This is a genomic window from Pseudomonas sp. MT92, assembly GCF_058792515.1.
The window spans coordinates 79483-92631 of sequence record NZ_JBXAFA010000003.1; the positions used below are offsets into that span (position 1 = coordinate 79483).

Genomic DNA, 13149 nt, shown 5'->3' on the forward strand with positions numbered 1-13149 from the left:
GGAGGATTTGGCGCCGCTCTAAGACTGGCGCCCCGGGACTTGGTTCACGGGGCGGGCGGGCATTTTGGCGGATGGGGAGGAGCATCCGACGGACGTAGCGGATGATGTTTTTTTGCCTGTACGGGGTTCAGACGGCCTGGGGATCGGCGTTCTGCGCAGCCCCGGTCGGCCGAAGCTTGAAGCGGCAGACATGACCGCCCCGGACCATGCATTCGCTGTGTTCGACTTCACCACCGCCCAGTGCCCCGATCAAGGCCAGGTCCAGCTCGCAAACCACAGGATGTGCGGCGGCCAAACGGTGGAACACGCAGTTATGCGCGACGATTTCCGGTTCGCCGGATGAGCGAAAAAACACCTCGGCTTCATAACCCGCCTGGTTCATGTGCTGCACGATCGTTGATTCTTCAACCACGTGCTGTTCACGGTCCCGGGCCAGTTTGTGGCCCAGGCTGCGCATCAACGCAGCCAGAGCCTCGGGGCCGATGAGGTCGGCCACTTCATCGATCAGTACGCTGGCCAGCATCTGATACTGGCGGGGGAATTGCTCCCTGGCATAGTCGGTGAGTCGATACAGCTGCTCGGGGCGCCGTCCCGTCGGGCGGGTGGCGCCGCGCAGCACCAGGCCGTCACGTTCCAGCGCCGCCAGGTGTTGGCGAATCGCCGTGCGGGTGACCGCCAGATGCTCGGCCAACTCGTCAATGCTCATGCCGCCCCCATGGTGCAGCAGCGCATTGAGCAGGTCCTGCTGTGTTCGGCCCAGTCCTTCCAGCATGGTGTGTCCTCGCGCGGTGTCAGAACTTGTCGGGGAATTGCTTGACCAGTGCGGCGGTCAACGCGTCGGCCAACGCCAGGATATGGCTGCGCATCATCTGCCAGGTACGCGCTTCGCCGGCGTAATCGTGAGCGGCGAACTCATCGATCTGGGCGATGTGGTGCCCGCCATGGGCAGACAGCATATTCACCAGCGTGGCCTCGGGCAGATTGGGGTTGGCCGACGCCAGGAACGCTGCGATGGCCTTGGCATTGCTGGTCAACTCGGCAACGGCGGCCTGCTTGCCCTTGGTGTCTTTGCCCACCGTGGCGTCGCTGTAGTGTTTCACCGCGCCCCAATGACCGGCAAGCAGCTTGAGCAGTTGATCGGCTGCTGGCTGGCCATAGAGCGGGGCGATGCTGTTGGCGATTTTGCTCGCGTTATCGACGACCTGGTCAGCCGCGATTTTGGCTTGTGCGTGGTCGGCGGCCTGATTGGCGAGCGCGTAGTTCCTGATCCAGAAAACATGCTCGACCCAGAGGTCGCGCAGGGCCAGGCGCGTGGTCAGCGCGGGGCTGTCGGCAGTAGCGGCAGAGGCGACAGGCGTTTGGCTCCAGGCCGGTTGCGCGCAGAAAGCCAGCAGGATCAGAGCCAGGATTTTGATATTCATGACGGCACCCTCGTGTGGTGGGAACGTTCGACAATATCAATATAGGCATAAAAATATGTTTTTATTGGGCGGTGACGAAATCTCGGATCAACGGTCGCGCTGCCTGTCGCTACAAACCATCCCCCAACGCCTTCAGATACGCCGGGCTGTCGCTGATCGAGTTATGTCCCGTGCCTGCAATTACCTGCAGCGAAGCCACGCCCCGGGCGAAATGGCTGCATAGCAGCCGCGTGCTTGAGCCTGGTACCACTTCGTCATGCTCGGCCGCGATCAGCCGCGTCGGCACCGTGATGCGTGCGGCATAGCGCCAGGACTCGAATTTGTCCTTGAGCAGCCACTTCACCGGAAACCAGCGGAACTGCCGGGCGGCGAGGCCCTCAAGGCTGTTGTAAGGCGTGATCAACACCAAACGTGCCGCCGGGCGTTGGCTGGCCAGACGCACGGCCACCCCCGAACCGAGGCTGCGACCGACCACCGCGACATGCCCATGGCTGGCCTGCACTTTGTCGAACAAGGCCAGGGCGTCGCGGGCAATGGCCTCTTCCGAGGGCGAGCCAGTGCTGCCGCCGTAGCCTCGGTAGTGCAGCAAATACAGGGCATAGTCGGGGAAGGCCTGGCTGAACTCTGGCAGGTTGCGCGAGACGTCCTCGGCGTTTCCACCAAAATAGATCATTGCGTTAGGGCCGTCGTGGGCCCGGACGGAGACCTGCAACTGCGCGTCGCCCACGGGCAGGGTGAGCACTGAGGCGGCAGTCCCGACGGCACGGGGTTGCGGGTAGTAGATCAGCGCGCGTTGAAACACATACAGCGCCCCGCAGAGCATCAGGTACAACGCGGCCAGGGCGACGATAAGCAGCATCAGGTTGCGTGACATTCGGCTAACGTTAGTGGACGACATTGATGGCTCGGGGGTGAACACGGCTACGCTGGATCGCTGCCAGAGTGTAGTCAATCGCCAGCGGGGCACGCCGACCGTCTGCCGAGGTCATGCTCATGCAGCATCCAGAGGGGTTCACCCGCAGAACCATACTCACGCTGGCTGCCGGTGCCTCGGCGGTCTTCACGTTCGGTCCGGCCGCCGCGCCATCAACGCCGTCGACCGCAACAGGAGGCAAGACCATGCAGACCCGCGCCATTCCGTCCAGCGCCGAACCATTGCCTATCGTTGGGTTGGGCACTTATCGCGGCTTTGACGTGGCCCCCGCCGATGCCGCCTACAAGCAATTGCCCGCGGTGCTGCGCGCGCTGTTCGAGAAGGGCGGGACGCTGATCGACAGCTCGCCGATGTACGGTCGTGCGGAGCAGACGACCGGCGAGTTGCTGTCGATCCATGAGCCGCGCTCGCCGGCATTTCTGGCGACCAAGGTGTGGACCCGTGGCCGCGAAGAGGGCATTGCGCAGATGGAGCGGTCGTTTGCGTTATTGCAGACCGATTGCATCGACCTGATGCAGATTCACAACCTGCTGGATTGGCAAATCCACTTGCCGACCTTGCGGCACTGGAAGGAACAAGGGCGTATTCGTTACATCGGTATCACCCATTACACCCCGTCGGCGTATGACGAAGTGGAGGCCGTACTGAAAAACGAGCCACTGGATTTCTTGCAGATTAATTACACGCTGGGCGATCGCGGCGTCGAGAAGCGCATCCTGCCGTTGTGTCGCGAACGGGGCGTGGCGGTGATCTGCAATCGGCCGTTCGGTGGCGGGGGCCTGCTCGAGCGTCTCAAAGGCAGACCGTTGCCTGGCTGGGCCGCCCAAGTCGGGGCCAAGAGCTGGCCGCAACTGGCGCTGAAGTTTCTGTTGTCCCATTCGGCGGTGACCTGCGTCATCCCCGGTACCGGCAATCCGCGCTACATGGCGGAAAATGCCGGAGCCGGTTTTGGTCCGACGCTCACCGATGCGCAGCGTCATCAGTTGATAGCATTGGTGGAGTAGCGGCGGGCGGCACGCTCTGGAAGCTCTCCTATACTGTTCGCGTCAACCGTCTTCCCCGTGCCGTTGGAACCGCAGTTGGCCCTCTGACGGCTTCTCCATCCAACACTGCAAGGAGTTCGAAAATGTCCATCCGCATTGGCGACGAAGCACCGGATTTCACCGCCGAAACCACTGAAGGCACGATCAACTTCCACCAATGGATTGGCAATGGCTGGGCCATCCTGTTTTCCCATCCGAAGGATTTCACCCCGGTCTGCACCACCGAACTGGGCTACCTGGCCAAGCTCAAGCCGGAATTCGACAAGCGCAATACCAAAGTCCTCGGACTGAGCATCGACCCGGTCAGCGACCACAACAAGTGGGTCGGTGACATCGAGGAAACCCAGGGCACTGCCGTCAACTATCCGCTGATCGGTGACGAAAACCTGGTGGTGGCCAAGCTCTACGACATGATCCACCCGAACGCCAGCGGCGGTTCGCGCACGGCGGTGGACAACGCCACGGTGCGGTCAGTGTTCATTGTCGGCCCGGACAAGAAGGTCAAGGCCATGCTGATCTACCCGATGAGCGCCGGGCGCAATTTCGACGAAGTGCTGCGCCTGCTCGACTCGCTGCAACTCAATGCCAAACACACCGTGGCCACCCCGGTGAACTGGCGTCCGGGTGAAGACGTGATCATCCCGACATCGGTCTCCGACGAGGATGCGAAGAAGAAATACCCCGACGGCTTCAAGACCCTGAAGCCTTATTTGCGCACCGTGGCGCAACCGAAGTAACCACTTCGGCAGCACGGTCATCCCGAAGCGGGTCTTCGGGGTGACCGATGGTCGGTACGACCTTCCTCCCCACGTTCTTCAGAAATCCGCTATCCGGTCGATACAGCGTCAAGGACATGAGCTTTTTCGAAGGGAGCGTGAAGATGAGTCGTCTGCGTATTTCTATCGCAATGGGGCTGCTGGTCAGCCTGAGTGGAACCTGTTTCGCCTCGCCAGGCGTTATCGCTTTGCGTGGGGCCATTGTGGAATCGCCTTGCCCGGTTTCGACGTCGGCTGAAGGGTTCGCCCTGCATGGCTGTCCTGCCAAGACTGCCGGCCAGGACAGCAGTGCCCACAAAGTGCAGCCACTGCAATCAGTGCGCTCAATCGACGGTTCGACCGCCCAGGTCAAGCTGATCGGCGAAAACAGGGAAGAGGGGGGTGTGCTCCGTCAGCAGTACGCCTTGGTGGACGGCAATGGACGGGCGCTGACCTCGGGCAATTACGTGGTGACCCTGACTTACCCGTAATGCTGTTCATTCAAGAGATAGAGCGAGCAATCAGTAACCTGTGGCGAGGGTGAACAACGCGGCGCGGTCGAGAAACTCGCGGTGATTGATCAGGCCGTGGGCGTAGTCGTCATAGAGCTCCAGCAATGGCGGGGCAAAGTCTTTCGCGCTGAGGCGGGTCATCGATGCGCTTCCTTTTCGTCTAATTGAACACGATCCCGGTGGGGCCTGCTGGTGGGAACGAACTTAATGAGGCGGAAAACATGGCCATGGCAGGAGACGCGAACCCTGTGGGAGCGGGCTTGCCCGCGATAGCGGTATGTCTGATACGTGGATGTCGGATTTGCCGCCATCATCGCGGGCAAGCCCGCTCCCACAATGTGCGCGGCGAAGGTAGCGTGTTCATTTCAGGCACCGCGCCCCGACCTTCGCTACCTGCGCATCCTGCTCGGCCTTGACCCCGGACACCCCGACCGCGCCAATCACCTGGTCGTCGACGATGATCGGCACGCCGCCTTCCAGGGACGTCAGTAAGGGGGCCGACAGGAAGGCATGGCGCCCGCCGTTGACCATGTCTTCATAGCCCTTGGACTCGCGCCGGCCCAAGGCCGAGGTGCGGGCCTTTTCGGTGGCGATGTAGGCGCTGATGGGCGAGGCGCCATCAAGGCGTTCGAGGGCCAGTGGATGGCCGCCGTCATCGACCACGGCAATGGTCACTGGCCATTGGTTGTTTTGCGCCTCCTGCCGGGCGGCAGCGAGGATCTGGCCGACTTCGGCCTGACTCAGCATGGCTTTGCTTTTCATGGGGTTCTCCTGGGCTCGTTAAGGCAGGGCGGCTTCGACCAGTTCGATCCAGTGCCGGACCGGGGTTCGACCGGCGCCATCAAGGTGCGACTGACAGCCGATATTGGCAGTGACGATCACCTCGGGATAGCCGCTTTCCAATGCATTCATCTTGTTGTCGCGCAGTTGCCGCGCCAGCTCCGGTTGGGTCAGCGAGTACGTGCCCGCCGAGCCGCAGCACAAGTGGCCGTCGGGCACGGTCGTCAAATTGAAACCCAGGCGTGTCAGCAGCGCTTCCACCGCACCGCCGAGTTTTTGCGCGTGCTGCAACGTGCACGGGCAATGGAACGCCAGGCGTTGGACACTGTGTATGCCGAGTTGCTCAAGGGGTTCGTCACGCAACACTTCGATCAGGTCCTTGGCCAGCGCGCTGACGGTTCTGGCCTTCTCGGCATAGGCCGGGTCGCTGCGCAGCAGATGGCCATAGTCCTTGATGAAGGCACCGCAGCCGCTGGCGGTTTGCACGATGGCCTCGGCGCCTTTTTCGATGCTCGGCCACCAGGCGTCGATGTTGTGGCGGGCGCGATCCAAGCCAGCGGCCTGGGCGTCCAGGTGATAGTCCACGGCGCCGCAGCACCCGGCCTCGCGGCTCGGCGTGACGCTGATCCCCAATCGATCCAGAACCCGCGCGGCGGCCGCGTTGGTGTTGGGCGCAAGACCCGGCTGTACGCAGCCTTCGAGCATCAGCACCTGCCGGGCATGGCAGGTGGTGGGGCGCGCTTTGCCTGGCGGCGCGCTGCGCGGCAGCTTGCTTTGCAGTGTGCCGGGCAGCAGCGCGCGAAACACCTGGCCGCCGCTGACCAGTCCCTTGAACAGCTCCGCATGCGGCACCAGCGTGCGCAAACCTTCGCGCAGCAAGCGCTGGCCGACCGGGCGCGGCACCGCCGCGTCGACCACGGCGCGGCCGATGTCCAGCAGGTTGTGGTAGTCGACCCCGGACGGGCAGGTGGTTTCGCAGTTGCGGCATGACAGGCAACGGTCCAGGTGTTGCTGGGTCTTTTGCGTGACCTCGTTGCCCTCCAGCACCTGTTTGATCAGGTAGATGCGCCCCCGTGGACCATCCAGTTCATCGCCAAGCAGTTGATAGGTCGGGCAGGTGGCATTGCAGAAGCCGCAGTGCACGCAGGTGCGCAGGATACTGTCGGCTTCCTCGGCACGGGGCAGTTGGCGGGCGCTGTCGCTCAATGTGGTCTGCATGGCTCAAAGCTCCGCATACAGGCGACCGGGGTTGAAGATGCCCCGGGGATCGAGTTGCTGCTTGAGGCTCTGATGCAGGCGCATCAGCGCAGAGGGCAGCGGCTGGAACGGGCTGTCGGTGAGCCCGTGGCTGTAGCAGGTGACATGGCCGTCGACCTCATCGACGACCTGGCGAATGAACGCCGCCTCGGCGTCGGACTTGAGCCAGCGCTGTGCGCCGCCCCAGTCGATCAACTGGCGGCCGGGCAACGACAGTTTCGGCGTGTTGTTCGGCAGCGACAGGCGCCACAGGGGCTGGTCTTCGTCGAAGAAACTCAAGCGCTGCTCATTGAGTTCGGCCCAGTAAGAGGCGTCCAGCAACTCGCCGCCCAAGCGGTCGTGGGCCGCCGCCACCGATCCTTCACCGCCCTCGAGCCGCAGGTGCAGGCACTGGCCGTCATGGCACGCAGCACTGATCGGCAAGGGTTGCTGGCCCCATTCAGCCAGGCGCAACAGGGCGCGTTCGCTGTCCATTTCCAGGCTGATGCTCAAGGCCTTTCGGGGTTTGGGCAGGACCTTGAGCGAGACTTCGGTGATCACCCCCAGGGTGCCGTAGCTGCCGGCCATCAGGCGTGACAGGTCGTAGCCGGCGACGTTTTTCATGACTTCGCCGCCAAAGCGCAAATGCTTGCCGTGGCCGGTGATCACCCGGGTGCCGAGCACGAAATCCCTCACCGATCCCGACCAGGGGCGACGCGGTCCCGACAGGCCACAGGCAATCATGCCGCCTACGGTGGCGCCATCGCCAAAGGCGGGCGGTTCGCACGCCAGCATCTGCTGCGCGGCGTCCAGTGCTTGCGACAGCTCGGCCAACGGCGTGCCGCAACGAGCGGTGATCACCAGTTCGGTCGGGTCATAGCTGACGATGCCCCGGTGCGAACGGGTGTCGAGTATTTCACCCGCGGTCACCCGTCCCAGGAATCCCTTGCTGTTGGAGCCCTGGATGCGCAGGGGCGTGGCGTTTTGCAGCGCCTGATTGACCTGTTCGAGCAGCAGGCTGCTGTCGTCGCAATCGCCGATGCCGTGCATCAGAAACGCTCCAGGTCTGGGAAGGGCACCTGTCCGGCGTGCACGTGCATGGCGCCGAACTCGGCGCAGCGGTGCAGGGTCGGAATATTCTTGCCGGGGTTGAGTAGGCCGCTGGGGTCGAACGCCGCCTTGATTGCGTGAAACAGGGTCAGTTCATCACTGTTGAATTGCGCGCACATCTGATTGATTTTCTCGCGGCCGACACCGTGTTCCCCGGTGATGCTGCCGCCGACCTTCACGCACAGTTCCAGAATCCTGCCACCCAGTGCCTCGGCGCGGTCGAGTTCGCCCGGTTGATTGGCGTCGAACAGGATCAGCGGATGCATGTTGCCGTCGCCTGCATGAAACACGTTGGCCACCCGCAGGCCGTATTCCGCCGACAGTGCGGCGATGGCGTGCAATACGCCGGGCAACGCGCGGCGCGGAATCGTGCCGTCCATGCAGTAGTAATCCGGAGACAGACGGCCCACCGCCGGGAAGGCGTTCTTGCGCCCGGCCCAGAAACGCACGCGCTCGGCCTCGTCCCTGGCCTGGCGTACTTCGGTGGCGCCGGCTTGTTCCAGCACTTGGCGTACGCGCAGGCAGTCGTCATGGACATCGGCCTCAACGCCGTCGAGTTCGCACAGCAGAATGGCCTGGGCGTCGACCGGGTAGCCGGCGTGGATAAAATCCTCGGCGGCGCGGATGGCCAGGTTGTCCATCATTTCCAGGCCACCGGGAATGATGCCGGCGGCAATGATGTCGCCGACGGCGTGGCCGGCTTTCTCAACGGAATCGAAGGCCGCCAGCAGCACTTTCGCGGTTTGGGGTTTGGGCAGCAGTTTGACCGTGACTTCGGTGATCACCCCGAGCATGCCTTCGGAGCCGGTGAACAACGCCAGCAGATCAAGACCGGGGGAGTCCAGGGCGTTCGAGCCCAGGCTCAGGTATTCGCCGTCGACGGTAAGGATGTCGACCTTCAGCACGTTGTGCACGGTCAGGCCGTACTTCAGGCAATGCACGCCGCCTGCGTTTTCGGCAACGTTACCGCCAATGGAACAGGCGATTTGCGAGGAAGGGTCGGGCGCGTAGTACAGGCCGTAGGGGGCGGCGGCCTGGGAAATGGCCAGGTTGCGCACGCCGGGCTGGACCCGCGCGGTGCGCGCGGCGGGGTCGATGTGCAGGATCTGATTGAAGCGCGCCATCACCAGCAGCACCCCTTTTTCCAGCGGCAGCGCGCCACCGGACAAACCGGTGCCGGCACCGCGGGCGACCACCGGCACCTGACGCTCATGACACAGGCGCAGCACGCCCTGGACCTGCGCGATGTCACGGGGCAACACCACCAGCATCGGCGTCGTACGGTAGGCCGAGAGCCCGTCGCACTCGTACGGCTTGAGTTCTTCCTGCTGATGCAGCACTTCCAGGCCCGGCCACTGCGTGTGCAGCGCCTGCAACAACCCGGCCTTGTCCACGTCCGGCAGCACGCCATCGACGCGTTCATCGTAGAGAATGTTCATGGTCGCTTTACGATACTCCCTTCATGAAAAGCCCGGACGATGCCCGGGCATTTCGAGGCTGGCCAGGGCCTTGGGCGATCAATGGCCGCCCACCACCATATGGCTGAACGGCGCCACATAAGCCTGCAATGTCACCAGCCCGCCGACCAGGATCGCCAGGACGATCGAGTGGAAGAACACGTAGCGCAGGATTTCCCCTTCATGGCCGTACCAGCGGGTGGCGGTGGAGGCGACCACGATCGACTGGGCATCGACCATCTTGCCCATGACCCCGCCGGAGCTGTTGGCGGCGGCCATCAATACCGGGCTGAGCCCCAGTTGCTCGGACGTGACCCGTTGCAAGCCGCCGAACAGCACGTTGGAGGCGGTGTCCGAGCCGGTCAGGGCGACGCCGAGCCAGCCGAGCAGGGTGCCGAACATCGGGTAGAAAATCCCCGTCGCGGCGAACGCCAGGCCCATGGTGGCGTCCAGGCCCGAATAGCGCGTGAGAAAGCCCAGGGCGAGCATGGCGGTGATGGTGATCAGCGAATAGCGCACCACCCACAGCGTTCGCAGGTACTGGCTGATCAGCTGCGGGATGCTGTAACCCATCAGCAATCCGCCGAGAATCGCCGAGAGCAGGATGCCGCTGCCGGTGGCGGTGAACCAGGTGAACTTGTACACCGCGTCCTCGGTTTTCGGTGCCGGCACCACCGGCGGCACCTTCTCGATCTGCTGGTGGATGGTGGTAAAGGTCAGGACCGGCGCGAATATCGGATTGGCTTCAGACAACGGTTTGCCCTGTGGGTCGAGCTTGGCCGAATGGGTGGCCGGATCGATCGCCGGGCGCGTGTCGAACAGGTTCTTGAAGCCCTGGGTGCCCCAGGCGAAGACGAAGAGGGTCAGGATGATCCACGGCATCCACGCGCGCATCACCGCTGGCTTGGCATCGCTGGCAAAGGTCGCGGTCGGCTCGGGTTTGGTCTCGTGTTCGGTATCGATTTTCGAGTTGTCGACCCGTCCGGACAGGGCAGCAGAGGTGTGCACCGTGGCCGGTTTCCAGACCTTGAGGAAAGCGGTCAGGCAGGCCATGGAAATCAGCGCGGCGATCACATCCACCAGCATGGGCCCGTGATAGTTGGACACCAGGAACTGCGGCACGGCAAAGGTGACCCCGGCCACCAGGATCGCCGGCCAGATTTCCAGCATCTTGCGCCAACCGGCGAAGGCCCAGATCAGCCAGAACGGCACGATCACCGAGAAGAACGGCAGTTGCCGGCCGACCATCATCGACAGCTCCATTTCATCCAGCCCGGTGACCTTGGCCAGGGTGATGATCGGCGTGCCGAGGGCACCGAAGGCCACCGGCGCGGTGTTGGCGATCAACGCCAGGCCAGAGGCCGCCAGCGGTGAGAAGCCCAGGCCGATCAGAATCGCCCCGGTCACCGCCACCGGCGTGCCGAAACCGGCCGCCCCCTCGAAGAACGCGCCGAAGCAGAAGGCGATCAGCAACAGTTGCAGGCGGCGGTCGTCGGTGATTCTCGCCAGGGAATCCTGCAGCACTTTGAACGAGCCGTTTTCGGTGGTCAGCCGGTGCAGGAAGATGATGTTCAGCACGATCCAGCCAATCGGCAGCAGACCATTGGCGGCACCGTACAACGCGGCCGACCCGGCCATGTTGGCGGGCATGCCAAATGCGAAGATCGCGATCAGCAAGGCGGAGGTGAGGGCAAGCAGCGCCGCCAGGTGCGCCTTGACGTGAAAAAACGCCAGGGAGGCCAACATCACCACCACCGGCACGGCCGCCATGAGGGTTGAAAGCACCGGGTTATTGAACGGATCGTAGACTTGCTGCCAGACCATGTTCCACCTCTGCTTTTTATTGTTGGAAGAGCAGACCCCTGAGGGGAGGTGGCTTTCAGTATAGGAGGCATTACGCCGCTGTCAGGGGGAGCCTCCGGTCCTGTGGATCAGCGCTATTTGTCGTGGCTGAGCTAGCATGGCGGATAGGGTCCACATCCAGTACGGAGAGGAATGCCGCAATGACTGAGCGCCATCTGATTCACAAGGAAACGCTGTCGAATGGATGCAGCATCGAGGTCAAGGCCGAAATCCTCAGGGACGGCTCGCTGGGGATGTTCATCGGTGTTTACCGGCCGGACGGCACGGTCATTGAAGAGAACCCTGATCCCAAGCCGCACATGCTGGACATGGAAGCGGCGATGGATTGGGGCATCGATATTGCCAAGGGCATCGGCAACAGTCAGAGGACGTTGTAGAGGTGGGTGCCGCACCATTGCGCAGGGCACAAAACCCGTAGGAGCGGGCAAGCCAGCTCCTACGGGTCGGTTACAGGTCGTAGAGGGTCGGTGGCCTCAAGGCTGTTGCAGCGTTGCGCCGGTCACTCCCGTCGCTTTGGCCTTGGGTTTGGAGAACTTCCACGCGTCACCCGCCGGCGCCGTGCCCTTGTCATAAGGTTTGCCCAGCAGCATGTAGACCAGCCCGGCGCCCATCACCACCAGCGTGGTCAGGATCATCGAGTAGTTGATGTACCACGCGGCATCTGGCGAGCGCGGCCAGACCATGTTGACGATGGCGCACACGCCGTAGACCAGCGCAGCCAGGTTCACCCACAAGCCCCAGGCGCCGAGGGTGAATTGACCGTTCGGACGCCAGCCCTTGGCCCGGGCGATCAACGCAGCGACCACGATCAACTGGAAGGCCACGTAGATACCAATCGCGGCGAAGCCGACGATGGTGGCCACGGCATCGGCCATGAACATGCCCAGGCAGACAATCGCTGCCGGCACCAGGCCACTGACCAGCAGGGCGAACGACGGCACATGGTTGGCCGACAGGCGCTTGAACAGCGAACTGCCGACGATCATTTCGTCGCGGGCATAGGCGAACAGCAACCGGCTGGCCGCCGCTTGCAGGCTCAACACGCAGGAGATGAACGACACCATGACCACGGCCATGACCAGGCGGGAACCGACCGGGCCGAAGGCATTGGCCAGGATGGTGGCGACCGGGTCGGTGTCTTCACCGGCCAGGACCTTGGCCATGTCCGGCACCGAGAGAATCAGCGCCAGGCAGGCAAACATCGCCGCCGCACCACCGATATAGATGGTCATGCGCATGGCTTTGGGAATGCGCTTGCCCGGGTTCGGCGTTTCTTCGGCGACATCGCCGCAGGCCTCGAAACCGTAGTACTGGAACAGACCGGCCAGGGACGCCGCGAGGAATGCCGGCAGGTATGAACCATTCACCTCAAGGTTGAAGGTGTTGAACAGCACGCTGAGCGGCTGGTGACGTTCGAAGATCAGCAGGTAGCCGCCGACCAGAATCGCGCCGACCAACTCGCACAGAAAGCCGAACATCGCCACCCGCGCCAACAGTTTGGTGCCCACCAGATTCAGCGCCGTGGAGAGCAGGATGATCGCCAGGGCGATGAGGATGTTGGACTCGGGACCGGGCTTGAAGCCGAGCATGATCGCCAGATAAGGCCCGGCACCCACCGCGACCCCGGCGATGGTCGCGCACAAGGCCCAGGCATACACCCAGCCGACCATCCACGCCCAGCGCTTGCCCACCAGCCGGCGGGCCCAAGGGTACACGCCGCCGGAAATCGGGAATTGCGATACCACTTCACCGAAGATCAGGCACACCAGCATCTGCCCGGCGCCGATCAACAAGTAAGACCAGAACATCGGCGGGCCGCCGGCGGCCAGGCACAAACCGAACAGGGTATAGACGCCGACGACCGGCGACAGGTAGGTAAAGCCCAGGGAGAAGTTCTCCCACAGGCTCATGCTGCGATTGAAATCCGAACTGTAGCCGAGGGCGCGGAGCTGTTCCGCATCCTGGTCGTCGCTGACGCTTGCACGCGCGTTAGGTGAGCCACTCATGTTATTTCCTCATTATCAATGGCAGTGATTGG

At 63.1% G+C, this 13149-nt stretch carries 13 protein-coding genes and 1 pseudogene; 4 read left to right on the plus strand and 10 right to left on the minus strand.

Annotated elements, in window-relative coordinates:
* Positions 1 to 127 precede the first annotated feature (127 nt).
* From AC1Q6D_RS06230 to AC1Q6D_RS06240, 3 genes are all read right to left on the minus strand, one after another.
* The gene (locus AC1Q6D_RS06230; RefSeq protein WP_103404842.1) at positions 128 to 772 is read right to left on the minus strand and encodes a helix-turn-helix transcriptional regulator; all 645 of its coding nucleotides are present in this window, start codon (positions 770 to 772) and stop codon (positions 128 to 130) included.
* A 19-nt stretch (positions 773 to 791) separates the two neighbouring features.
* Complete coding sequence (locus AC1Q6D_RS06235) at positions 792 to 1421, minus strand: hypothetical protein (protein ID WP_103404841.1); 630 nt, start codon at positions 1419 to 1421, stop codon at positions 792 to 794.
* 109 nt (positions 1422 to 1530) lie between these two features.
* A complete protein-coding gene (locus AC1Q6D_RS06240) occupies positions 1531 to 2319 on the minus strand; it encodes an alpha/beta hydrolase (protein WP_103404840.1) in 789 nt (262 codons plus the stop codon).
* Between the two features lie 95 nt (positions 2320 to 2414).
* Between AC1Q6D_RS06240 and AC1Q6D_RS06245 the strand changes: the two genes are divergently transcribed.
* The 3 genes from AC1Q6D_RS06245 (at position 2415) to AC1Q6D_RS06255 (ending at position 4644) form a co-directional block, all read left to right on the plus strand.
* Positions 2415 to 3359, plus strand: a complete 945-nt coding sequence (locus tag AC1Q6D_RS06245; RefSeq protein ID WP_103404839.1) for an aldo/keto reductase — start codon at positions 2415 to 2417, stop codon at positions 3357 to 3359.
* 122 nt (positions 3360 to 3481) lie between these two features.
* A complete protein-coding gene (locus AC1Q6D_RS06250) occupies positions 3482 to 4135 on the plus strand; it encodes a peroxiredoxin (RefSeq protein WP_103404838.1) in 654 nt (217 codons plus the stop codon).
* 143 nt (positions 4136 to 4278) lie between these two features.
* Positions 4279 to 4644, plus strand: a complete 366-nt coding sequence (locus tag AC1Q6D_RS06255) for a hypothetical protein (RefSeq protein WP_103404837.1) — start codon at positions 4279 to 4281, stop codon at positions 4642 to 4644.
* Positions 4645 to 4692: 48 nt separating this feature from the next.
* Here the strand turns inward: AC1Q6D_RS06255 and AC1Q6D_RS06260 are convergent.
* From AC1Q6D_RS06260 to AC1Q6D_RS06285, 6 genes and pseudogenes are all read right to left on the minus strand, one after another.
* A pseudogene (locus AC1Q6D_RS06260) lies at positions 4693 to 4806 on the minus strand (YghX family hydrolase); the annotation flags it as partial.
* 219 nt (positions 4807 to 5025) lie between these two features.
* Positions 5026 to 5427: a heme-binding protein gene (locus tag AC1Q6D_RS06265; protein WP_103404836.1), complete on the minus strand. Its 402-nt coding sequence runs from the start codon at positions 5425 to 5427 to the stop codon at positions 5026 to 5028.
* Positions 5428 to 5445: 18 nt separating this feature from the next.
* Positions 5446 to 6663 (minus strand): glycolate oxidase subunit GlcF, encoded by a 1218-nt coding sequence (gene glcF / locus AC1Q6D_RS06270; protein ID WP_103404835.1) that lies wholly within the window; start codon positions 6661 to 6663, stop codon positions 5446 to 5448.
* 3 nt (positions 6664 to 6666) lie between these two features.
* Positions 6667 to 7731, minus strand: coding sequence for a glycolate oxidase subunit GlcE (gene glcE / locus AC1Q6D_RS06275; protein WP_103404834.1), 1065 nt, complete (start codon positions 7729 to 7731; stop codon positions 6667 to 6669).
* Complete coding sequence (gene glcD, locus AC1Q6D_RS06280) at positions 7731 to 9230, minus strand: glycolate oxidase subunit GlcD (RefSeq protein ID WP_103404833.1); 1500 nt, start codon at positions 9228 to 9230, stop codon at positions 7731 to 7733. Before glcD ends, glcE begins: the two co-directional genes overlap by 1 nt.
* 78 nt (positions 9231 to 9308) lie before the next feature.
* On the minus strand, positions 9309 to 11072 hold the full coding sequence (locus AC1Q6D_RS06285; protein ID WP_103404832.1) for an L-lactate permease: 1764 nt from the start codon (positions 11070 to 11072) through the stop codon (positions 9309 to 9311).
* 179 nt (positions 11073 to 11251) lie between these two features.
* Here AC1Q6D_RS06285 and AC1Q6D_RS06290 point away from each other — a divergent pair, with 179 nt between their 5' ends.
* Positions 11252 to 11488 (plus strand): hypothetical protein, encoded by a 237-nt coding sequence (locus tag AC1Q6D_RS06290; protein ID WP_047527965.1) that lies wholly within the window; start codon positions 11252 to 11254, stop codon positions 11486 to 11488.
* 96 nt (positions 11489 to 11584) lie between these two features.
* Here the strand turns inward: AC1Q6D_RS06290 and AC1Q6D_RS06295 are convergent, their stop codons facing one another.
* Positions 11585 to 13117, minus strand: a complete 1533-nt coding sequence (locus tag AC1Q6D_RS06295; protein ID WP_103404831.1) for an APC family permease — start codon at positions 13115 to 13117, stop codon at positions 11585 to 11587.
* Positions 13118 to 13149 lie beyond the last annotated feature (32 nt).